Source organism: Providencia sp. PROV223, from assembly GCF_028479245.1.
Classification (GTDB): Bacteria; Pseudomonadota; Gammaproteobacteria; order Enterobacterales; family Enterobacteriaceae; genus Providencia; species Providencia rettgeri.
In genome coordinates this window covers 55,342-77,155 of record NZ_JAMPNG010000016.1, presented here as the reverse complement: position 1 = coordinate 77,155, position 21,814 = coordinate 55,342, and the positions used below count along the sequence as shown (strand labels likewise).

General features: G+C 38.4%; 20 protein-coding genes. 19 read left to right on the top strand and 1 reads right to left on the bottom strand.

The genetic code is table 11. From position 1 onward, the window contains the following. The first annotated feature begins 9 nt into the window (after positions 1–9). The 19 genes from PR767_RS16475 to PR767_RS16385 all read left to right on the top strand — a co-directional run bounded on the left by PR767_RS16475 (position 10) and on the right by PR767_RS16385 (position 20,365). A complete protein-coding gene (locus tag PR767_RS16475) occupies positions 10–2,076 on the top strand; it encodes an EscV/YscV/HrcV family type III secretion system export apparatus protein (protein WP_004266189.1) in 2,067 nt (688 codons plus the stop codon). Between the two features lie 95 nt (positions 2,077–2,171). Beyond that, positions 2,172–2,576 carry a type III secretion system protein gene (locus tag PR767_RS16470; protein WP_004266188.1) on the top strand — a complete coding sequence of 135 codons (405 nt, stop codon included), beginning with the start codon at positions 2,172–2,174 and terminating at the stop codon, positions 2,574–2,576. A 6-nt stretch (positions 2,577–2,582) separates the two neighbouring features. After that, entirely contained in the window at positions 2,583–3,875 is a 1,293-nt protein-coding gene (gene sctN, locus PR767_RS16465) for a type III secretion system ATPase SctN (RefSeq protein WP_272520625.1), read from the top strand. Then, positions 3,875–4,330: a hypothetical protein gene (locus tag PR767_RS16460; RefSeq protein ID WP_004266186.1), complete on the top strand. Its 456-nt coding sequence runs from the start codon at positions 3,875–3,877 to the stop codon at positions 4,328–4,330. The genes sctN and PR767_RS16460 overlap by 1 nt, the downstream gene beginning before the upstream one ends. Then, a complete protein-coding gene (locus PR767_RS16455; protein WP_272520624.1) occupies positions 4,302–6,005 on the top strand; it encodes a SpaN/EivJ family type III secretion system needle length determinant in 1,704 nt (567 codons plus the stop codon). Before PR767_RS16460 ends, PR767_RS16455 begins: the two co-directional genes overlap by 29 nt. 2 nt (positions 6,006–6,007) lie before the next feature. After that, on the top strand, positions 6,008–6,940 hold the full coding sequence (locus PR767_RS16450) for a FliM/FliN family flagellar motor switch protein (protein WP_272520623.1): 933 nt from the start codon (positions 6,008–6,010) through the stop codon (positions 6,938–6,940). 10 nt (positions 6,941–6,950) lie between these two features. Beyond that, positions 6,951–7,607 carry an EscR/YscR/HrcR family type III secretion system export apparatus protein gene (locus tag PR767_RS16445; protein ID WP_272513474.1) on the top strand — a complete coding sequence of 219 codons (657 nt, stop codon included), beginning with the start codon at positions 6,951–6,953 and terminating at the stop codon, positions 7,605–7,607. A gap of 13 nt (positions 7,608–7,620) precedes the next feature. Then, positions 7,621–7,893 carry a type III secretion system export apparatus subunit SctS gene (sctS, locus tag PR767_RS16440; protein WP_004266181.1) on the top strand — a complete coding sequence of 91 codons (273 nt, stop codon included), beginning with the start codon at positions 7,621–7,623 and terminating at the stop codon, positions 7,891–7,893. After that, positions 7,890–8,684: a type III secretion system export apparatus subunit SctT gene (gene sctT / locus PR767_RS16435; protein ID WP_272520622.1), complete on the top strand. Its 795-nt coding sequence runs from the start codon at positions 7,890–7,892 to the stop codon at positions 8,682–8,684. The genes sctS and sctT overlap by 4 nt, the downstream gene beginning before the upstream one ends. A gap of 17 nt (positions 8,685–8,701) precedes the next feature. Then, complete coding sequence (locus tag PR767_RS16430) at positions 8,702–9,805, top strand: EscU/YscU/HrcU family type III secretion system export apparatus switch protein (protein ID WP_267689943.1); 1,104 nt, start codon at positions 8,702–8,704, stop codon at positions 9,803–9,805. A 115-nt stretch (positions 9,806–9,920) separates the two neighbouring features. Further along, positions 9,921–10,436, top strand: coding sequence for a type III secretion system translocator chaperone SicA (gene sicA / locus PR767_RS16425; protein WP_115166352.1), 516 nt, complete (start codon positions 9,921–9,923; stop codon positions 10,434–10,436). A gap of 12 nt (positions 10,437–10,448) precedes the next feature. Further along, positions 10,449–12,404 (top strand): type III secretion system translocon subunit SctE, encoded by a 1,956-nt coding sequence (sctE, locus tag PR767_RS16420; RefSeq protein ID WP_272520621.1) that lies wholly within the window; start codon positions 10,449–10,451, stop codon positions 12,402–12,404. 18 nt (positions 12,405–12,422) lie between these two features. Next, positions 12,423–13,583, top strand: coding sequence for a hypothetical protein (locus tag PR767_RS16415; protein WP_272520620.1), 1,161 nt, complete (start codon positions 12,423–12,425; stop codon positions 13,581–13,583). A 2-nt stretch (positions 13,584–13,585) separates the two neighbouring features. Next, positions 13,586–14,689, top strand: a complete 1,104-nt coding sequence (locus tag PR767_RS16410; RefSeq protein ID WP_272520619.1) for an IpaD/SipD/SspD family type III secretion system needle tip protein — start codon at positions 13,586–13,588, stop codon at positions 14,687–14,689. A 44-nt stretch (positions 14,690–14,733) separates the two neighbouring features. Further along, positions 14,734–16,323, top strand: coding sequence for a hypothetical protein (locus tag PR767_RS16405; protein ID WP_272520618.1), 1,590 nt, complete (start codon positions 14,734–14,736; stop codon positions 16,321–16,323). Between the two features lie 10 nt (positions 16,324–16,333). Beyond that, positions 16,334–16,585 carry an acyl carrier protein gene (locus PR767_RS16400; protein WP_004266172.1) on the top strand — a complete coding sequence of 84 codons (252 nt, stop codon included), beginning with the start codon at positions 16,334–16,336 and terminating at the stop codon, positions 16,583–16,585. A 317-nt stretch (positions 16,586–16,902) separates the two neighbouring features. Next, positions 16,903–18,288 carry an MFS transporter gene (locus PR767_RS16395; RefSeq protein WP_109912337.1) on the top strand — a complete coding sequence of 462 codons (1,386 nt, stop codon included), beginning with the start codon at positions 16,903–16,905 and terminating at the stop codon, positions 18,286–18,288. A 76-nt stretch (positions 18,289–18,364) separates the two neighbouring features. Beyond that, positions 18,365–19,366 (top strand): LacI family DNA-binding transcriptional regulator, encoded by a 1,002-nt coding sequence (locus PR767_RS16390; protein WP_272520617.1) that lies wholly within the window; start codon positions 18,365–18,367, stop codon positions 19,364–19,366. A gap of 24 nt (positions 19,367–19,390) precedes the next feature. Further along, positions 19,391–20,365, top strand: coding sequence for a nucleoside hydrolase (locus PR767_RS16385; protein ID WP_272520616.1), 975 nt, complete (start codon positions 19,391–19,393; stop codon positions 20,363–20,365). A gap of 40 nt (positions 20,366–20,405) precedes the next feature. Here PR767_RS16385 and PR767_RS16380 read toward each other — a convergent pair whose 3' ends face one another. After that, positions 20,406–21,794 carry an amidohydrolase family protein gene (locus PR767_RS16380; RefSeq protein WP_272520615.1) on the bottom strand — a complete coding sequence of 463 codons (1,389 nt, stop codon included), beginning with the start codon at positions 21,792–21,794 and terminating at the stop codon, positions 20,406–20,408. Positions 21,795–21,814: the final 20 nt, after the last annotated feature.

Genomic DNA, 21,814 nt, shown 5'->3' with positions numbered 1-21,814 from the left:
AATTATCCCATGAAAAGTATCACCGGATTTTTATTACAAATCCGTAATCGTCCAGAATTGATGGTATTAGTTATCATGGTAATGGTTATTGCGATGTTGATCATTCCATTGCCAACTATATTAGTCGATTTATTAATTGGCTTAAACATTATGATATCTGTACTCATTTTTATGAGCTCTTTTTATATAACTCGGGTATTAAACTTTCAATCATTTCCTTCTATTTTATTAATAAGTACATTATTTCGATTAGCTTTATCAATTAGTACCAGCCGCTTAATTTTACTAGAAGCAGATGCTGGGGATATTATTGCTACTTTTGGTGAATTTGTTATTCAAGACAATTTAGTGGTTGGAATGGTGGTATTTGCCATTGTCACCATTGTACAGTTCATTGTTATTACGAAAGGTTCTGAACGTATTGCTGAAGTGGCAGCCCGTTTCTCTCTCGATGCAATGCCAGGTAAACAAATGAGTATTGATGCGGATTTACGGGCTGGTGTGATTGATGAGGCGACAGTTAAAGAGAAGCGTGGCGACCTTGAAAAAGAGAGCCAATTGTTTGGTTCTTTCGATGGTGCGATGAAATTCATTAAAGGGGATGCGATCGCGGGCATTATCATCATTTTTGTTAACTTAATTGGAGGGATATCTGTTGGTACAGCTCAGCAGGGTATGGATGTTTCAACTGCACTAAATACTTTTTCCTTATTAACTATCGGTGATGGTTTAGTCGCTCAAATCCCTGCACTACTCATTTCTATCAGTGCTGGTTTTATTGTGACTCGAGTAGGTGGTAATGATAAGAACTTAGGTGAAAATATTGTTTCAGAGTTATTTGCAAATGACTTTACGATATTAATTACGGCATTTATTGTACTCTCTATGGGTTTTTTGCCTGGTTTTCCAACTATGATATTTTTACTATTATCCGGGGTTCTTATTGGGTTATTTACTTTCAGGTATTTAAAAAAACAAAAAAATAAGCAAAAAACAGCGAATAGTGAAGCTGAAATTATTAATTCAGATGTGACGGAAGGTGAAACTCAAAGAGAAAATAGTGATGTTGAAGATGAATATATCCCGGAAACATTACCGATTATCATTTCTGTTAATCAAAAATATAAAAAACATTTAGAAGATAATAAATTTTTATCCAGAATGAAAAAGGATATTTTTATTCGTTATGGGTATAGGATTCCTGATATTGCCGTTAACTATTCACCTATTCTACCTGAAAATAAAATGGTGATACTCATTAATGAAATTAAAGCAGGAGAATATGATATCTATTTCCATGGGTATCGTTTACTGACTATCAATGACGAACCTGAATACCTTGGTATGTCATTGACTAAGTTTACGGATGAATATGGTTCGGTGAGTACTTGGTTTGAACAAAAAGACCTACCCAACATTGAGCAGCTGGGTCTAATGGCTCGAGACGATGTGACAGAAGCCATTGATTGTGTAAGTAGTTTGTTGTTGAGATTTATTAATGAATTTTTCGGTATTCAAGAAACGAAAAACTTACTTGATGATCTTGAAAGAAAATACCCAGAATTACTGAAAGAGTGCTATCGCCATGCCACAGTACAAAAAGTAACCGAAGTTTTTCAACGCTTATTAATGGAAAAAATATCAGTTCGTAATATGAAATTGATTATAGAAACCTTAGTGCAGTGGGTGCCAAAAGAAAAAGATAGCTTAATGTTAGTCGAGCACGTAAGAAGTGCAATGGCACGCTACATTTCATCTCGTTTTTCTGTAGATGGGCGTTTGAATGTTCTCATGATTAACTCAGAGCTAGAAGACACTATACGTCAAGGGATTAGGCAGGCTTCCGGTGGAGTATACTTACATCTTGAGCCAGAAAAAACTAATGAGTTGATACAGGCAGCAGAGTTTGCTTTAGAAAATAGTTATTTATCAGTTAGGGATGTGAACATTTTAGTGCCTGTTGATATTCGTCGTTTTGTCAAAAAAATCTTAGAAGGCCGTTTTCCTGAGTTAGAAGTACTTTCTTTTAATGAAGTTTCTGAAATGGTCAAAGTCAATGTGGTCAAAACCATATAATCAAAAAATCGGCTTTATTAACAAATAAAGCAACCGAATTCAATATAACTATCAGTATTGAATAATTAAAATATCCTAAAATATAAGGAATACCAATGAAATATAGATTTATAGAAATGCTAAATGAATATTTAAATTCTATGGGACGTAGTGACCTAGTTAACTCTCAATTAGATTGTCATTCTAATATTCAGTTTGAAATGCATGGTTTTGCTGAAATTAATATTGACCTATCTACAGACGATATTATCATTTGGTGTAGTTTAGATAATTGTAACTATAGCCATTTAGATGCGGTTAGTGCTTCCTTATTAAAATCATTATTAGAATACCCGCCAAATAATTTTTATCCAGGCCAACCGGCATTGAATATTGTGGATGATGCTTATGTCCTTTCTGCCGTTTTAAAAGAATCAGCTTTAAATAATATTCAATTATTTGCAGATAGTTTTGAAGAATTCTTTGAGCGTGCAAATGAACTTAACAGCCTAATTTCTTAATCTATTATGAAGTTATTTGATCTCTGCGCGCATCCTGCGCGCATTCATGGGTGCCTAATTGAAGCCCCACTACAAGGCGTATTTATTGGTGAGATTTGTTTTATTGAGCATTCTCTTGCGCAGCCAAATGTTATTGCCAAAGCACAGGTTGTTGGTTTTAAAGAAGGGCTCACGGTACTGAGTCTAATCGGTCGTGCTCAAGGTTTAACACGAGAAGTGGTTATTCGCCCGAGCGGTTATCCGTTTGTATTTGAAGTGGGTGAACATTTAGCAGGTAAAATTTTTAATGCGGCAGGTGAACAAGTTGGTACGTTGAGTGAAAACCTTTCTGAGCCAATGTTACTCAATACGAAATTACTGCGCATTGATAGCCCTCCAGTGAGTGTTACACAAAGGCGGCCTGTTGCTGAACCGATGGTAACAGGGGGGCGTGCCATCGATAGCTTACTGACATGTGGCTTAGGTCAGCGAATTGGTATTTTCGCCGCTGCAGGTAGCGGTAAAACCTCATTAATGAACATGATCATCAACCATGCTCATGCGGATATTCATGTCGTTGCTTTAATTGGTGAGCGAGGTCGAGAGGTTATTGAATTTATTGAAGAATTAAAAGAGTCACCTCATGCAGCACAGACCATTTTAATTTATGCGACTTCAGATAGCCCACCAATTGAGCGATGTAATGCCGCGTTACTTGCGACTACGATTGCTGAATATTTTCGTGACTGTGGTCGTAATGTATTGCTGTACGTTGATTCCATGACTCGATATGCGCGTGCGTTGCGAGACGTGGCTTTGGCTACCGGAGAACTACCTGCTAGGCGTGGTTATCCTGCTTCTGTTTTTGAACAGCTTCCTATGTTGTTGGAACGCCCAGGGCAACTAAAACATGGCTCGATTACCGCTTTTTATACGGTGTTATTAGAAAGTGAAGAAGAAGCTGACCCGATTGGTGATGAAATTCGCTCAATTCTGGACGGCCATATTTACTTGAGTCACAAATTGGCCGGACGTGGACATTATCCTGCGATTGATATCTTACACAGTATTAGCCGCGTATTCCAAAAAGTGACTACACCGGAACATCGTCGGTGTGCAATTGATTTGCGTGACATGATCTCAAGGCTTGAACAAATTCAGCTTTACCTTGAGTTAGGTGAATATCAACGTGGAGAAAGCCATGAAAATGACCGCGCTTTAGATAAAAAAGAGCAAATTGAAGGTTTCTTAAAACAAGCCATGGATGAGCCAATGAATTTCGACAATATGTTAAACATTCTCAATGAATTGGCGTCTTAATGATTTCTAATTTATTGGCTTTAACTGAGCGACGTTTTGACCGGACATTACAAGAACAATCGCAATTAAATTCAATAATAAAGCAACAGCAACAACAATGTATGGATATTCGCCAGCGTATTTTAGTTCTGGCGACACAGACCACATCTTATGAAAAATCAGAAGAATTAAGCCGAATCGCTTTTTGGGAACGGCAGCGATTGAAGGCTGTGGTTCTATCCGAAATTGCTCAATTTGAATTTCAAATAGAAACCTTAGCCGTTGAAATATCAAAAAATAAAATACTGCAGTCTGAAATTGCTAAACGAGCATTTATTTTACGCAATAAGTGCGAGAAATTCCGAAATTATCTCAAGCAGCAACGTATAGCAAGAAGGTTAAAATCAGAACTTCAGCAACAAAATGAAATTGAGGAGTTATTCGTACATGTCAGTAATAAAAGCGAGCTCAAATGACAAAGTACCTCATGTAGTTATCGAGGGAAAAGCAATGTCATCAACATATAATACCACTGAATTTAGCCATCAAAATATAACAAAAAAAATGGCGAAGCTAGTGAGTGACAAAAATATGATGAAGTTGTTCAATCATAAAAGTCAAAATCAACAAAAGGATATATCTATTTTTCTACCGGTAGCTCTTTCTTCTATGCAACAAATATCGCAATTGAGCGACTTAGCGAAAGAACTGATTACCTGGAAAGAAAGCGCATATATTGGTGAAGGCAACCAAACGGCAGAACAAAACAAAGAATTAAATATTAAAGAGACCGAGCCGTTAATAAATCACTATCTATTTACGGAGAACAATAATTTAGATATTAACCCATTGCCTCATTTGACGACTATGGACCAAGCCGAAAATGTAGGTGCATTAATCGTAGATAATAATGCGAATATTAAATTACAGAGTAATTCACTTACTGAGGACCAAGTTGAAATTTCTTATAACCTAGTAGCTGATAATAACTTTGATACTAATCTCATTACTAGCACACCTACCGTTGATAATAACTTGCCGATGACGCCGAACATTTCAGCTGAACAGAATATTACTGACGAAGATGAGACTCCATTATATAACACTATGATGGTTGGTTTTCCATTACAGAATATCCCGCAGCGAGCAAAGGGAAAAGTTAGCGATAATTCAGTTCAATACGAAAAAAATAAATTTCAATTAAGTGAAAAGACTCAGCTCAATGTAGAAAGTTCGTTGGCGGAGTTAGCGTCTAAGAATACTTTAAGGCCGACATTAAAACAGTTAAAACCACAGATAAAAACTGAACAACCACATATTGAACATGCAGCAAAAACCGTAATTAAACCCGTAAATCCACAGGAAATTGGTCAAGAGCTATTAAAGCCAATTCATCATCGACCAATTAGTTCATCTGATACCACTTCATTAAATATGTTCCCACGAACAAATAACCGATTGAAAGATGGGGCATTAAAAAATAATTCTTCCCTTCTGGGGCAGCAGTTAGTATCCCATCAGGTGGATGATCAACAGGGTATTAAGCAAGGTATTAAAGATAATAGCGCTCATCATGTTGACGCACAGCTTGAGTTCGTTATTGCAGAAAAGGAGCCCTTTATGCTACCGGCAGCATCACAGAGGATCACCACTTTAGATAATAATAAGCAAATTTCATTATCTGAAAAACCTACACACCATTTCTCTAATGAAGCGCAAGCGGCGGCGACATCTTCACAAATTTCATCTGTAGAAGAAATAGATCCTTCTACCAATATCATGGCAACAACATTAAATGAGGCAATGCGACCGTCTGTACCACTACAGGTTGTGCAACAGAAGCAAGAGGTGCATAAAGCGCCAGAACTTATGGAAAATAATCCACTTTTAGGTGAAGACAAACAGCCAAAATCGATGGGGCGTAGTCTCACTTATACCTTTAATCAGTGGCAAAGTAGCCCCTCAGTGACATTTGAATTGGCATCTAAAGGGGAGTTCATTGCTTCGACAGCGAGCCGAGACGTCCAGTTGGCATTGAATGAAAATAAACATTTATTGAACCATGAAAGCAGCGTGCAGATCCGACGTGAAGATGAACGCCAGCAGCAGCGAAACAGACAGCAGCATGACCAACAGCAAGAAGAAGATTAATTATGTTGAAGATTCGACGGATCAGTTCTCAAGAAAAACAACTTAAAATTTGGCAGCAATGTTACCTAGTTAATGCACAAATAAAGCAAGCTAACCGCAGTATTCCTTATTTCAAATTATCGCTTGTGAGTGAAACACAGAAAATAAACGCATTAGTTGCAGTTGAAAGTTGGTGTCATTATCGTTGGCCTAAACTCGTTCATTATGCATGGAATTTATTATCAACCAATCAGTTATGCGAATTATTTGCCTCTGAATATATCGGAATTACATTTTTCTCCCAGGATTTCCGTTGTGAATCTGTCGAGATAGTTGATGATATGCGTATTAACTACCAGCCTTGGTTAATCGTCAAGGAGACTAACCTTGGGGAAGTATTATTAGCAGAGCCAATTGAAGGTTTAGAAAAAAAACAACAAACGAATCAGATAGTTGGCCATTTGAAATTGCAAGCTGATTGGATATTGGGATATAGCTATATTAGCGCCAAACTTTTGCAAACCATAGAATTACGAGATGTGCTGAGTATCCAACAATTACAGTTAAATATGTCTGTTACAGGACAGACATTAGCACGATATCAAAAGCAAGAAGAAGGACTATTTATGATTGAAGAATTAGTGGCGCCAGAAGATGAAAGTGAATGTGTACTTCCTGAAGAAGATGAAGTGCAAGAAGCTGTACGTCCCTTTAATGTAAAAGATATGAATATTAAATTAACCTTTGTTTTAGGACATACCGATATTACTGTTGATGAGCTTTCAAAGATGGAGCCTGGTTATATTTATTCTATTGGTGAAAATAAAGAACGTGAAGTTAAAGTTTATGCCAACAAACAACTTATAGCCGAAGGGGAACTTATTTATATTGGCAATAGTGATGAGCTAGGGTTAGAAATCACACATGTTGTGAGTTTAGGTGATAAAAGAGTTTAATATGCCAACAATACCAGAAGGAATTCCATTATTAGTAATTATCGCCTTTTCAACATTATTGCCATTTATTATTGCTGCGGGCACTTGTTATTTAAAAATCTCGATTGTATTAATTATGGTACGTAATGCGATGGGGGTTCAACAAGTTCCTTCTACTATGGTATTAAATGGTATCGCGTTGCTACTTTCTATTTTCGTGATGATGCCAGTATTACAGGATGTGAATAATCATATGCGGCAAGAGCCGGTTGATTTTAGTAATGCTCAATCAATCGATAATTTTGTTGAGAATGGACTAGGGGGATACAGAGCTTATTTGAAAAAATATTCAGACCCGCAGTTAGTCACTTTCTTTGAATCAATACAACAAGGCCGAAGCGAAGAGGAAGTGGCGGCTGATGAGGGTGAAGCTACATTATTTTCTTTGTTACCCGCATATGCATTAAGCGAAATTAAATCGGCTTTTGAAATTGGTTTTTATATTTACTTGCCGTTTGTTGTGGTTGATTTGGTTATTTCCAGCATTTTATTGGCGCTGGGTATGATGATGATGAGCCCAGTGACAATTTCGATTCCAGTTAAATTAATTCTATTTGTTGCAATCGATGGGTGGTCGCTGATTTCTAAAGGATTGGTAATGCAATACATTGAATTAGCACAGCATTAAAGCGAATAATACTATGGATCAAATCGTTTATTTAAGTAATAAAACGATGCTATTAATCGTTTTATTATCAGCAATACCCGTGATAGTAGCTACTACTGTGGGGTTATTGGTAGGGTTACTGCAAACCGTCACGCAGCTTCAAGAACAAACATTACCTTTTGGCATAAAATTATTAGCGGTTTTTGGTTCGCTCTTTATGATCTCAGGTTGGTTAGCCGATAAAGTGATGAATTTTGCATTAGAAACTTTAAGTGCAGCGATCCCTGCTATTGGGCTATTCGGATGAACCAGGAAATGCTATCGCTGATGTCCTCACTCTATTTTGTCTTTCAAGAGGGGTTGATAAAAATAGCGTTAGCTTGGCTGAGAATTGCACCAGTCATGTTTTTACTTCCTTTTTTAAGTAATAAACTGCTCAATGGTGGAATTATTAAAAACTGTGTGGTGGCGTATATTGCGTTAGGTTTATGGCCTTTTTTTTCTTCTCATGCCATACAATGGGATGAAATTAACTTCATTGATGTCTTTATTTATGAAATTTCGATTGGGCTCGTATTAGCATTGATATTAGCTTTACCTTTTATGATAGCTAATGTTATTGGTGAGTTAATCGATGCACAGCGTGGTGAAACGATTAGCAGTATTGTCGACCCGGCGAGTGGTTCAGAAGCATCAGAGCTGGCAGTTTTATTGAGTCATATTACTTGTATGGTGTTTTTAGCTCAGGGAGGCATGTATCAACTCGCTAATATATTTGCACAAAGTTATCAATTATTACCCTTTGCTCATGGATTTACTTCATTTAATAGCCTCCCCTTAGGGGAGTGGTTAAATAAAATGGTTGTTAATGGTGTTGTTTTGACAGCTCCAATATTAGTGACATTATTTATTACAGAGGTCGCTCTAGGGTTATATTCCCGTTTTTGCCCTCAACTAAATGCATTTTCATTATCTTTGGCAATAAAATCAATCATCGCATTTTGTGTATTTCTGCTTTATTTCCATAATGAAGTTCCTGACATATTAGTGAATATGATTTCAATTTCACCACTACGAGATGTATTTATTTCCTCTTAATTGCTACGAGTATAAATATGGCTGAAAAAACAGAGAAGCCTACCGATAAAAAAATCAAAGACTCAGCAAAGAAAGGACAAAGTTTTAAAAGTAAAGATAGTGTTGCTGCAATTGTGCTAGTAGTTAGTGCATTTGTGATAGAAGGGCTCTCTAGTTTATATGAGCTCGGTGGGTTAATGCGTAAAATATTTTTACATCCAACGGAGATAAAAATTGATGCATTACTTTGGCAATTTTTCACTATCTTTTTAAGCGTTGTTTTACCGGTGTTATTTGCTTGTTTTTTATCTGGTGCGATAATTTCTTTATTACAAAGTCGTTTTAGATTAGCTAGCGAAGCTATTAAACTCGACTTTGCAAAATTAAATCCAATTGCAGGGTTTAAAAAAATATTTTCATTGAATTCATTGAAGGAATTAATTAAGGCTGTTTTGTATTTAATTGTCTTTATTGTATCAACATTAGTCTTTTTTATTGTTTGGCGCAAAGATATTTTTATGCTCTACAGAACGATGATAAATGGAATGATTAGTCAATGGGTTAGTCTGTGTATAACATTTATTGTTGTTTTTCTTGCTGTCGCTCTAATAATTATATTGGTTGACGCAATAGCTGAATTCTTTTTGTATATTAAAAACTTAAAAATGGAAAAGCAAGAGGTCAAAAAGGAATATAAAGATAATGAGGGTGACCCTCATATCAAAAGTGCACGCCGAGGGATGCATCAGGAATTACTGTCGGAAGAGGTTAAGTCAAACGTTCGTAATTCAACATTCGTAATGGCAAACCCAACGCATATTGCATTACTTATTTATTATGACTCGGATATTGCACCATTACCCTTTTTATTCTCTAAAAGTAAAGGTTCGCAAGCAAAAGCAATTGTTAAATACGCGGAACAACAAGGTATTCCTGTTATTAGAGACATAGTCCTAGCAAGGCAAATATGGCGTTCATATAAAAATGACAGTTTTATCGATGAAAGAGGATTAGAGGATGTTATGCAAATAATATCTTGGTTATTCCGTATCGAATTAGTAAAAATGGGAGTTGATATTGATAGCGCATTGGAAAAAATAGGGGAGAATGAATCACATTCACAAAAAAATAACAATCATTAATTAATGATTTATTTGTTACTTGAATCGTTTTTTTAAAGAAAAAACCAAGCCGGTTAATTATGATGCAAACATAAAGTATGTGTTATGCATTGCATATCAACAATAAGGTAAATATATGAATAATGCGGAAACAAACAATTTTCAACAAATGGATATGGAAGAATTACTTGACAATATTACTACTGCATTAATGGATGGTGCCACTTATAAAGATATACACGGTATTCCACAGAGTACGATGGATGGCATTTATTCTTATGCATACGAATTCTATCAACAAGGTAAATTAAAAGAAGCAGAAACTTTTTTTCGATTTTTAAGTATTTATGATTTCTATAATACAGATTATGTCATGGGCCTTGCTGCCGTCTATCAATTAACGAAGCGATATGCGAAAGCAACAGAATTATATGCCTTAGCATTTGTATTGGCTAAAAATGATTACCGCCCACTTTTTCATGCAGGGCAATGTAATTTAATGATGAAAAAAAGTAGTGCAGCGATTCACTGTTTTGAAAGTGTTTTAGAAAGTAGTTCTGATGTGGACTTGCAAAACAAATCGCAAATCTATTTAAGTGCATTAAAGAAGGACTCTAAAATAAGTCCTGATTTAACAGACTCTAATATATAACGAGGTTATCGTATGGTTGATATTACAAATCTTGGCAATAGTGAGCGAATAAAGAATATTCATACCTTTTTACAAGGTAATAACCCATTAAAGCTGAGTGAAGATATTACAAAATCAGTTTTAGATTTAGAGGATGTGAGTAGAGAGTTAGTGTTGGGTGAACAAACAAAACGAATTCAGATAGAAGGCTCACCTCGCTTGGGTAAACCTGTGATGGCAAAGGCTAGGTTAAGTACTCAGTCATCTCCACAAGGCCAAACATTTAATGCAACGGCTTTATTGGTTGAAACATTTGCGACAATACGTCAGTTGTTACATGAAGGCAATATTGGTGAATTAAATAATCGGTTACAGCTTTTAAACCTTGAGTCAACCGCTTTACGAAAGCAAGGGCAGGAGTTACTTGATTCTTTTGCGAATTCTACAGAAGAAGCAGCCAATATTGAAAATCAACGGGGCGAAGCTAAAGACCAATTAGATTTAGGTAAAACTAAATTGGCAAATGCCCTAGATTCACTAAAGGAACATCAATCTCCTGTAGAACGTAACATAAAAGAAATTACGAATACACAGGAAAAATTAAGTGAGTGTGAACAACGACTAGAGCAAATAAATACGTTTGATAAGCCTATTACGGAAGAAATTTATAACGAAGAAGTTAATATTAAAAAGCAAGTGGAAGTACTTTCCAACAAGCTCGATGAGTTAAAAAATAAACGAGATGGTTTAGAAGGTACAACAGGTTTATTGAAGGCTAAGGTTAAAACACTAACTGAAAATGTCGATAAACTTCAAAATAATTATAACGCTCTAATAAATAAAGAATATGATCTTATAAAAATTTCTGGCGATGCTAGCAAAAAACTGGATGCATTTATCAAAACAGCCCCTAGGCCTGTTGAGGTTGATGGTGATAAATGGGAGAACACATTATCGCTTTTAACAATGCTGACGGCTCAGCTTAAAAAAGTCATGAATGAAGACTCTATTCGTAATATGAAAGAGCAAGAAGCAGTGATGATGGAAATCAATGAAGCTTCTCGGAAAAATTCGGATAAAAAAGCAAAAGAGGCTGAGGAATCTGAGCGTAAAGCGGCTGAAGCCAATAAAGCGGCATCTTGTGCCAGTAAAGTTTTTAGTTATGTACTTTTAGCTGTTTCAGTGATTGCCACCGTCGCTTCTTTTGGAACGGCAGCACCGTTAACACTCGCAATAGCCGCTATTGGTATTTCGATGGCGGTTGCAGATATTGTATTGGAAGAAACAGGGCACGGGAGCTTAATGCAGATGCTTGCCAATGAAATTTCTTCAGCAGTAACGGATGTGTTGATCAGCTTTGGTGTCGATGAAGATAAAGCGAAGCAGATTGGTAGCATTGTGGGAATGATTGTTGCTGCGATAGCATTCTTAGCCTTCTCGTTACTTTCTATGGGGTCAATGGTTAAAAATATTGCTAATACCGTTAAAAGTGCGGCCCAACTCTTGCTGAAAAATGCTGGAAGCATACTAAAAAACACCGTCAAATCAATGCCAAAAAGCTTAATGAATGCATTGGGTAACGTTGCAACCAAAACGACAAAAGCAAGTGATTCGGTAGCTGATGGCACTAAAGCCATTAAGCAAGTTGGTGAAACGGCAAAAAACACCAAAAACCCAAGTGTCGCTATGGCCAAATTAGAAGTTTCTGCAAGAGGTATGAATGCAGGGCTTACAGTTGCAAGTGCAGCAACAACAGGGGGATTAAATGTGTATGCAGCATCAATGGGAGAAAAAATGAAAGAGATGCTCGCCGGTATGATGCTAAATAACGCTGCTATCGAAGCGATTACCGAGTTACTTAACCAATTAATTCAAGCTATGTCGAAAAACTATGAGCAGTTTGATGAAATGTTCGTATCAATGCTTAATGGTCTTCAAAAATCGAGCCAAAGTAAAGTCGATATGATGAATACCGCACGCTTTGCGTAAACTAAGGAGTAATTTTAAATGACAGCCATTACGACACAACCCGTAATAGCCAATAAAGCTATTTTTAGTGCTGAAGCACTAGGAAATAAAAAAGAGATATTTGTTTCAACTCATCCAGCGGCTCGACAAGAAATTAATTTAGCAAGTTTGCCACAATTAACATTCGCAGAATTTTCAGATAAGCCGGTATTAAAGTCACCATCGAATGGGGAAATAATGCCAGAACAATTAATGGGCGCCCTATCAGAACTTGATTCAGACGAAATAGAAAAGGCGGCAATACTGTTAAGTGCATGTCCTCCTAAACTCGCTAATGAGTCACATCATATTTTTGAAAATGCAGAACAAAAAGCGATTGGAAGCATTAGCTCCACGAAGATGAGTGAATATATTGGTATTATCAGCAGTGATATTATTGTTGAAATATCAAAACTTATCCGCAAAGTTGCATCCGAAATTAAAATCTCAGACCGCCAATTGAATGCCGCATTTAACATCTTAAGTGGCAAAATGGTGGAGGCAGCCGCCGCATCCACCATTAAAGAAGGAAAAAAGATGATGGAGAGCGCCATGATTAATTTTGGCGTCTCCTTAGGTATCAGTGGCTTAGGTGCTGCATTCCAAGCGAAATCGTTACATACGCAAAATAAATCGATAAACGCTAACTTAAAAGCGGGTGTGAATAATACTAATTCGGGTAATAAGCTCAATGGTCAAGTTACTGAACTAACTGGAAAAAATAACGGAAGTACCGTACTTAAAGGTAAGGACGGTAGTACTATTGAGATGGTTGACCAAGCAACAGCAGGGCAGAAAACGTTAGTTGCGAAAAATATGCAAAATGCAGCAGATAGCACGAAAGCTCATGGCCAAAATCAGCTTAATGATCATAATAATATTGTCACTAAAGAGAGTGTGAAACGTGGTGTAGCAGAGCAAGGGGCTCGTTTATCCGATAGTGCAGGAAATATGGCAGGATCGGCATCACAAGCTGGAGCTAAAGCGGAAAGTGCTAGCGCGATGATAGAACAGGAAACGTCATCAGCAGCACGTAAAGTCTCTGAAAATGCAGAGAAAACAATGAGTGAAAATACGGAATTGTTGAAGAAAATGGATGAAGCTTTAAGGGATATTTGTGATTCTAAAACACGTACATCCCAATCTGCAATGCGAGGGTAATAATGAGTACAACATCATTGAACCTGTTGGCAAATATTCAGCTTTCGCGCGTAAATAATGTCGGTTTAATTGATAATAATCCTTCCCCTATCGGGGAAGGTGTTGCGATTGATCCTAATTTGGATATCTATCAACAAGTCGTCAGTTATTATGAGCAATTATGTGATGAAATAGCCAAGCCTATAGAACGAACTAATATTGTTTTTGAGCAGCTAAACGATATTTCTGAACAGGCAAATGCTTTAATCCGAGAATTGAAAATATCAGGGGACAACACCTCTAGAGTATTAATAAAGTTATCTGACGAGTTCGCGACATTACCCGATGGTGCGGCAGCGTATTCATCACGGTCGCGGTCGATTGAAGATGGACGAAGCCATATTGGTCAGGTTGAAAAAATAATAAAAAATATTAATAGTGGCTATCAAAAAGATTTTGGAAACATAATAAAATCATCCACAAAATATATGCAGGATGTTAATACCGCTCTCGGTAAAATATCCGAATATATTAAAGCAGGGGATAATGGAAAAATAAAATTTCAGCGCGTCAAGTTATTAGATAGACTCGATGAACTTTTTAACAAATATACAGATCATAAAGAAGTAAGACTAAATGAGCTAAAAAAAGATAAACCTCTGACGACAGATGATGATGATGATAATAGAGATTACTACAAGAATTGGTCTGAATCTGACAGTAGTGCTGAAAAAATATATGAAATGGATTATAGTGATTCAGCGTTTAATTTTTGGAAAAAAAAGCTTGATGGCCAAGGCTTTCGTGTTGACATAAGAGGAGAATACGGTCAGAGAGTTATTCGTATTTACCCAGACATTACGCCACTCAAGGAAATTATGACGGCGATTTATGATGTTGAGGATACGACAAACGGCTGGAAAACTGCAGGCGTGGAATTAATGGCTCAGACTGTGCAAAGCCTGCAAACGGCAATTGATGCTCAAAAAAATGCAGTTAATAGTTCTGTTTCTCGATTATTAGAGACTTTTCGCCAAGATAATAGTCACTTTGATACATTAACTCAGTTATTGATAAAATTAATTCAAGAACTAAACCAATATAATAGCGGTTTAGTTAATATTTAACATGTATAAAAGAAATTAATAATCGTTTATTATAAGGATAGCTTATGATGTCAATATCATCCATTCACAGCCCATGTAAGACTAGCATTAATAATATTAACCATAATCAAAAAATTAGCAGTGGGTTTTCTAATCAACTAAATAAAATTATCCCCTCGGGAACAGAAAGTTTATTACCTAAGAATAATATTAAAAATGAAATTAATATCTCTGGCGATGTTAATGAATTACATGCAAGTAACCATCAACAACAAATAGAAGAAATTACACAGCTACTTAGTTCTTCTGATCGTTATATTACTTATGAGATGGTCGAGAAGGCATTAAATGCTGGGGGGCATGGCTGTACTTTACAGCAGGAGATAAACCATAGACCTGAAAGTGCATTGGTAGTATTGACGTTATTTGAGCCTCAAGAAATACCACGAGCATTACTTTCTGCAGCGACAGAGTTAGTTAAAAGTATAAGTACAAAAAATTTAAGTAAAGATAAAAATGTTAAAGATATTTTAAATAGTCAACAGGAAAAGGTAGATACGCAACTTGCTAATTTTTTATTAACTAAAGGGAATAATGACTTGGTAACACGTTACCAAGAGAAGTATGTTTCCCCGGCAATTAAACAGCAATTAACTGCATATTTCCCTGATAATGAAATTCAAAGCTACTCAGTAGATAAGTTTTTAGTCACAGAAGCAAATGAACAGCTAGATAGTGATATTTTTAAATTAATAATGGAATATAATAAAGTTCCTGCTAATCAGTATGGCGATAAGTATCAGCAATTAAATAATATATTTCGTAGCATAGAGAAAAAAATAGGCATCATTATGCCGTTAAAAGTCAAAATGAATTTAACGGCATCTGTGAAACAGGAAAGCTCTGACAATAAATTACCAAGTGATGAGGTTGATGGTTTAACTCGTCAATTAGTAGCGAACCCGTCTAGAACGGTTGCAAATAGTTATAATACAACAACTATAATAAATAATTACGCTAGCTCACCATTGAGTGAGAATGCTGAGCAAGTTTCTTATCAAGGAGCTGATGTTAGTACAGAACAAGAGCTCCCTTCATCAAATACACATGAAAATGATAAGCCATTTGATATTAATGAACCTTTATTACAAAGAAACGTAACATCACCACAAAGGGGATTGAATACAAGAGAAACAGAGCCTGCGCCAGATTACGATTCCCTTAATAGCGACGCTCAAAATGACCAAAAGGTTGAAATAATTAAATCGAATGTTCATCTAAAAAGTCTTAACGGGGAGCCTTTATCTGTTGAGGAAGAAGACGCCATGAAATCGATTGAAGAGCGGTTTAAATCCTCGGTTAAATTAGCCAGTAAAAGTAACCAACCAATGGATATTAAACCTAAGTTTGGTAGCCATTACGGCAGTTACTTAATAGATAAAAAAGTCCCTGAGGGTGTGAAATTGACTAATAACAGAGAACTTGTGCAGGAGAAATCAACCAAACCGGCAGAGACAGAATCGTTTTTGTCCATTAAAAATGCCTCTCACTATAGAACATCTTATATTGATGGCAATGCTAAAGTTGTATTGTCTGCAGAAGGATTAATGACACGTAATTTAAATGAAAAATTAGATTATGCTAAGCAGTCTTAAGGTGAATAAAATGAACTCATCGACAGAAATTCACTGGCAGTGGTTATTTGAGCAAATTCAGCAGATTCGAACCTATTCTGGTATTACAAATGATTTTACGCTTGATTCGACATTAATCGCAGATGTACATATTGATTCTTTAGAAATGTTGGAATTGATAGCGGCTATCGAACAGTATACAGGGCAACCAATTAACGATGAAGTTTGGATGAAATGGTATAAGTTGAGTGATATTGTCGAGTATCTATTGAGTGTCAAATAAACAGATAAAGCCACGGTATTTATTCGAACGTGGCTTTTATTTTTAGGGCATCATTTAAAATGATTATTTCAGTTAAGCGAGATTATTTTTTTAGAGCAGCAGATCTCTAATCGCCACTTTCTATTCTTATTTCTTTTTTATCGTGTTATTTCAGTCACATAAAATTCATATTTTTGTCATCAAGTGATAACGCTCACAAAATAGCATACCCTCGTTTGCTTAATTCTACGCGCGTAGACTATCCTTTAAGTAAATAAAAAACGCCAGTTAGATTTTTTGATTAATAGGCTTTGCGCCAACACCAAGGGTTTATAACTATGGCTACACAATTAAATATCGAGGCGAATCAACAAGCCGCGCAAGAGCGGTTAAGTACGCCGGAAGGAAAAAAAGATTTCCGGCGGGCGATTTTCTCTTGTTGGTTAGGTACAACCATGGAATATGCGGATTTTGCTCTCTATGGTTTAGCCGCAGGTATTATTTTCGGTGATGTTTTCTTCCCTGATGCAACGCCTATTATGGCGCTGTTATCCAGTTTTGCCGCCTATTCCGTTGGGTTTATCGCCCGCCCGATTGGCGCGCTATTTTTTGGTTGGTTAGGTGATAAACATGGCCGAAAAATGGTCATGGTGATTACGATTGCATTGATGGGGTTATCTACCACCCTTATTGGTGCGATACCCAGCCATGCACAGATTGGTGTTTGGGCGCCCGTTTGTTTGGTCATTCTACGGTTTGCCCAAGGCTTAGGTGCGGGAGCTGAGCTATCCGGTGGAACAGTGATGCTAGGCGAATACGCCCCCGTAAAACGTCGCGGTTTAGTTTCATCAATCATTGCATTAGGCTCCAACAGTGGAACATTACTGGCCTCAATGATTTGGCTGATAGTTTTACAATTGGACAAAGAAAGCCTGATGTCGTGGGGATGGCGTATTCCCTTCCTTGGCAGTATTTTAATCGCCTTGGCGGCGTTATTTATTCGTCAGCATATGCGAGAAACACCTGTTTTTGAAAGGCAAAAAGAGCAGCTTGCTGAAGAACGTCGCCTTGCATTGGAATCTGATACCGTGGCTCATCCTGTTGATAACCGTTCATTTTGGCAAAAAACGCGTGCGTTTTGGACTATGGTCGGGTTACGTATCGGCGAAAACGGCCCATCTTATCTCGCCCAAGGCTTTATCATCGGTTATGTCACCAAAATATTGTTGGTGGATAAATCTGTGCCAACAACGGCGGTTTTAATTGCTTCAATCCTTGGTTTTGCCATCATTCCATTTGCAGGGTGGTTATCAGATAAATTTGGGCGCCGTATTGTTTATCGTTGGTTCTGTTTCCTATTGATGCTGTATGCCGTACCCGCGTTTATGTTATTAGACTCTCGCGAACCGATGATCGTTATCCCGACGATAGTGGTTGGAATGGGGTTAGCATCACTGGGCATTTTCGGGGTACAAGCGGCTTGGGGCGTAGAATTATTTGGCGTGCGTAATCGCTATACTAAAATGGCCTTTGCTAAAGAACTCGGCTCTATTTTATCCGGAGGTACAGCTCCATTAGTGGCATCTGCACTGTTGTCTTGGACAGGTCAGTGGTGGCCAATTGCCGTCTATTTTATTGGAATGGCTGGCATTGGTTTGGTGACCACATTCTTTGCACCAGAAACCCGAGGTCGTGACTTAAACCTGCCTGAAGATGCGATATAAGTGAGCATGGTTGTATATAAAAATCAGAGTGGCTGCTATTCTTTGGCAACGTCATGTTGGAAAAAGGAACTGCTGAGTGTCTGATGCGAATGACCGTAAAGTGACGCGGGTAGATGTTGCCCGCGAAGCCGGAACCTCGGTTGCGGTAGTCAGTTATGTAATTAACAATGGCCCTCGTCCTGTTGCAGAGGCAACACGGCAAAAGGTGTTAGCAGCAATCAAAAAAACGGGGTATCGGCCAAATGGTATTGCAAAAGCGCTAGCGTCGGGTAGCACTCAAACCTATGGGCTAGTGATCCCCGATATCTCTAACCCGTTTTTAGCCTCTATTGCGCATGCCTTGCAGCGAGAAGCGTTTAAATATGGGCATGTTTTGTTGCTGGGTGATGCGGGAGATTCACGAGTTCGTGAAAAAGAGCTGATTAATAACCTGTTGTTAAGGCAAGTTGAAGGCCTCATTTATACCAGTGTTGACCGGCATCCCTATGTTGATTTAATTCAGTCATCAGGCACGCCTTGTGTGATGCTTGATAGGATTGAAGCCACAGAAGGGATCAGTACCATTCAAGTGAATGAGAAGCTCGCAGCCTATAAAATTACTCGTCATCTCATTAAGCATGGCTATCAAAATATTGGCATTATTTGCGGCCCAAATGAGATGCTCAATACCCAAGACCGCTTAAATGGTTGGAAAGCTGCACTCACAGAAGCTGACTTAACGATACAACAAAAATGGATTTTATCAGGGGAATATACCCGCGTTTGGGGCTACCAGGCTATCTATCAGATGCGGGAAGAGGGGTTCCCTGAAGCTATTTTTGCTACGAATGAATTGCAAGCTTTTGGCTGTTTAAAAGCCTTAGCAGAATTAAAATTACGCGTACCGGAAGACATTGCACTGGTGTGTTTTAACGGTACAGTGCAATCAGAATATACCGTTCCAACTCTCACAACTGTTCGCCAGCCTGTTGATAAAATAGCGCAAAGAGCGATACAAATTTTACAAAATTGGCCATCTAAAGAAGCCATCTGTGAAGTGGAATTTGAATTACAAATCGGGCACTCATGCGGGTGCTGATTATTTATTGTTTCAGGGAAATTTATGCGAGTGATTATAGATTGCGACCCCGGTAATGGGGTCGTTGGTGCGAATGTTGATGATGGTCTGGCACTTGCGCTGGCTATCGCTGCACCTGAAATCAAATTGGAAATGATCACCACTGTTTCGGGTAATACACCTAGCGAAATTGGCTTTGACGTTGCCAGCCATTTAGTTCATTCACTGGGTGAAAATATTCCTGTTTATCGTGGTGCATCGTCAGCCTTGGTTGAAACTAGCGCGCCATGGCGTGAACTACTCGATAACGGCGCTGAACGAGCGCAACTTACGCACCTATGGGACGGTCTTCCACCCATACCCAGTTTACCGAAGTCTATCCCAGAAGCCGCGTTACGTATTGGTGAATTAGTTTGCCAAAACCCGAAACAAATCACGATTATTGCCATTGGCCCATTAACTAATATCGCAATAGCAATTCAGCTGTTTCCTGACATGGCTCAAAACGTGGCGGAGATAGTGGTTATGGGGGCGGTTTTTAACGTACCGGGGTATTTGAAAGACACTAATTTTGGTGTCGACCCTGAAGCAGCCTATGCGGTGCTTAATAGTGGGGCAAACCTGACTTTAGTACCGATGGATGTTACGGTACAAACGCAAATGGTGCATGAGGATCTCGATAAGCTTGCACAAATTGATACGCCACTGAGCCATTTTCTTGTGGCAACAATGCGACCGTGGATGGACTATTCACGTGCGACACGTCATTTAGCAGGGTGTTGGATACATGATGTGTTAACCGTTGCATGGCTATTGGATAAGAGTTTGGTGACTTATGATAAAAAGCATGTAGGTATTGAGCTACAAGGGGCACTGCGCGGCAAAAGCTTCTGCTATGACTCACTGCGCCTACGGGTCGGAGTTCCTGAACCAAAAACAAAGCCAATTACTGTACTGCAATCCGTCGATAACTCAGGTTTATTAGATTTAATCTTTAATACGCTCAAACTGAAAAAATAACGTGGCAAGAATAGCGCCTATAGGCGCTATTCTTTTATCACTATGAAGCAGACTTCGGCATCATTCCGTGGGCTAAATGGCCTTTATGAAAAGTCGCGAACCTTGGGGAAATCCGTGCGACTGCCTCAGCAGAACAAGATGCATCAAGTAGCACAAAGCTGGCATCATCCCCTTTAGCTGGCCACACTTGTTGGCCTTTTTCATCTAGTGGCAAAATATTGCCTGTTGCGATGGCCAGTGAGCGGGACAGCGATAACTCATCAGGACGAGTGTAGAGCTGCGCGTACAAATTGGCTTTTTCTAGCATGTCACCTAGGCCAAAGGGCGACCAATGGTCAATCACGCTATCCGTTCCGGTCATCACAAATACCCCATTTTTATTTAGGGTTTTCAGTGGCATATGCAGTGTGCCAATCGGAACAGTTGAAGCAATGGTGATTTGCTGCTCTGCCAATTGTCTCGCCGTTTTCTCTGCTTGTTCAGGGTTTAATGTTGCCAATGCAAAGGCGTGGCTGATGGTCACTTTACCGCGCAAACTGCGGTTTTCATCTACCGTTTTAATCATATAATCGATAGCGGCAACGCCTGCGGGACTTGTTTCATGTAGATGAATATCCACGCCTTTATTGTAGTCCAACGCAATTTGGAACATCGAATCGAGAGACTTTTCCATCGCGCTATCTACATTGGTTGGGTCTAAACCACCAACGTAATGAGCGCCTGCTTGCATGGCTTCACGCATTAAACCTTCTGACTTGGAATGTAGTAAACCATGTTGTGGAAAGGCGACGATTTCGCAAGTTAGGTCCTGTTGGTGTTCTCCAAGCACTTTTTGTAAGGCTTCTAAATTTTTCAAACCGGAAACGGGTTCGATATTACAATGGCTACGAGCAATCGTTGATCCTTGGGATTGGATCAGCGCGATCAATGCATTTGCTCTTTCTTCCGTGAAAGGTTGTAATTCAGGTAGCAATTTTTGCTCTAACGCGATCATATCCATAATCGTTTTACCTTCACGTGACTGTGGCGCCTGCCATGGCCCATCATAGAAGGTTTTATCGAGGTGGATATGCATGTCGCGAAAGGCCGGTAGCATGAGTTTGCCTTGCGCACTATAGGCATTCAATGTGCCATCTGCATGTTGTTTATTGGGTAAAACGGCTGCAATTTTACCGTCACGGATTTCTACGGTATGTAAGGCGGTTTGGGTGCCGACGACCGTCGAATCATGGTAATTAAAGCCCGTTTCGAGTAACACGTCATCAAGGTAATAATGTTTATCCGTGATACTGGATTGGCCTGCTGTTTGGCTAGCTTGGCTCTGGGCGGAGGCAAAGCCCGATACCGCACCAAATAAAGTGCAAGCGGCAGCCACTTTAGCACTGGTGGAAAGGAACTCTCTTCTGCCGGATGATTTTTCTGCTTTCATAGAAACTCCTAGTGATATCC

Bases quoted from the DNA above. Each gene is read 5' to 3' on its own strand.
- PR767_RS16450 (WP_272520623.1), top strand. From the start codon at position 6,008: ATGTTGAAGATTCGACGGATCAGTTCTCAAGAAAAACAACTTAAAATT.
- sctS (WP_004266181.1), top strand. From the start codon at position 7,621: ATGGATCAAATCGTTTATTTAAGTAATAAAACGATGCTATTAATCGTT.
- sicA (WP_115166352.1), top strand. From the start codon at position 9,921: ATGAATAATGCGGAAACAAACAATTTTCAACAAATGGATATGGAAGAA.
- PR767_RS16405 (WP_272520618.1), top strand. From the start codon at position 14,734: ATGATGTCAATATCATCCATTCACAGCCCATGTAAGACTAGCATTAAT.
- PR767_RS16470 (WP_004266188.1), top strand. From the start codon at position 2,172: ATGAAATATAGATTTATAGAAATGCTAAATGAATATTTAAATTCTATG.
- PR767_RS16385 (WP_272520616.1), top strand. From the start codon at position 19,391: ATGCGAGTGATTATAGATTGCGACCCCGGTAATGGGGTCGTTGGTGCG.
- sctN (WP_272520625.1), top strand. From the start codon at position 2,583: ATGAAGTTATTTGATCTCTGCGCGCATCCTGCGCGCATTCATGGGTGC.
- PR767_RS16455 (WP_272520624.1), top strand. From the start codon at position 4,302: ATGTCAGTAATAAAAGCGAGCTCAAATGACAAAGTACCTCATGTAGTT.
- PR767_RS16395 (WP_109912337.1), top strand. From the start codon at position 16,903: ATGGCTACACAATTAAATATCGAGGCGAATCAACAAGCCGCGCAAGAG.
- PR767_RS16400 (WP_004266172.1), top strand. From the start codon at position 16,334: ATGAACTCATCGACAGAAATTCACTGGCAGTGGTTATTTGAGCAAATT.
- sctT (WP_272520622.1), top strand. From the start codon at position 7,890: ATGAACCAGGAAATGCTATCGCTGATGTCCTCACTCTATTTTGTCTTT.
- PR767_RS16475 (WP_004266189.1), top strand. From the start codon at position 10: ATGAAAAGTATCACCGGATTTTTATTACAAATCCGTAATCGTCCAGAA.
- PR767_RS16410 (WP_272520619.1), top strand. From the start codon at position 13,586: ATGAGTACAACATCATTGAACCTGTTGGCAAATATTCAGCTTTCGCGC.
- PR767_RS16415 (WP_272520620.1), top strand. From the start codon at position 12,423: ATGACAGCCATTACGACACAACCCGTAATAGCCAATAAAGCTATTTTT.
- PR767_RS16430 (WP_267689943.1), top strand. From the start codon at position 8,702: ATGGCTGAAAAAACAGAGAAGCCTACCGATAAAAAAATCAAAGACTCA.
- PR767_RS16380 (WP_272520615.1), bottom strand. From the start codon at position 21,794: ATGAAAGCAGAAAAATCATCCGGCAGAAGAGAGTTCCTTTCCACCAGT.
- PR767_RS16460 (WP_004266186.1), top strand. From the start codon at position 3,875: ATGATTTCTAATTTATTGGCTTTAACTGAGCGACGTTTTGACCGGACA.
- sctE (WP_272520621.1), top strand. From the start codon at position 10,449: ATGGTTGATATTACAAATCTTGGCAATAGTGAGCGAATAAAGAATATT.